General features: G+C 71.6%; 1 protein-coding gene. It reads right to left on the reverse strand.

Translation table 11 applies throughout. The features are described 5' to 3' along the window. Positions 1 to 603, reverse strand: a 603-nt coding sequence (locus L6R21_28190) for an IS66 family transposase zinc-finger binding domain-containing protein (protein ID MCK6563085.1), incomplete at its 3' end; no start/stop codon positions are given. Positions 604 to 613 lie beyond the last annotated feature (10 nt).

Consider the following 613-nt stretch of genomic DNA (forward strand, 5'->3'; position numbering starts at 1 on the left):
GCGGTGCAGTTCCACGCCGGCGCGCGCGTAGATCTGCGCCTGGCGGTACAGCGGCGTGTGGTCGCAGTACTTGGCGACGAGCACCTGGGCCAGCATGCCGGCGCCGGCCATCACGCGCTCGATCGGCCGGCTCGGTGCTGCGGCCTGCCTGACGTCCTTGCAGCCGCTGCACGCCAGCTTCGGGCGCACGTGCCGCACGACGTGGAAGCTGCCGGGTTCGTAGTCCAGCACTTCGCTCACGTCCTGGCCGATCTCGCGCAGCGCCAGCCCGCAGGCCGGGCAGCCGCAGCCGGCTTGATGCCCCGCCGGCAGGTGCATGACGGTGCGCCGCGGCAGGTGCTCGGGCAACTCACGCAGGTTCGGCCGCGGCCGATACGCCCGCTTCTTGCGGTGTTCGTCGAGCGAGGCGACGTCGCTGGTGTCGGCCACGGCCCTCTCGGCGCCCACGATGGGCGCCACCTGGCCGCCGACCAACTCGAGTTGGGCGTGCTCCAGCCGCTCGCTGGAGCGGCCGTACTTCATGCGCCGCAGGTACGCGACCTCGACCTTGAGCTTGTCGATGGTCAGCCGCGCGAGCTTGAGCACTTCTTCGAAGCGCTGCACCTGGGCGCCG

This window comes from bacterium, assembly GCA_023150945.1.
GTDB lineage: Bacteria > Zhuqueibacterota > Zhuqueibacteria > Zhuqueibacterales > Zhuqueibacteraceae > Coneutiohabitans.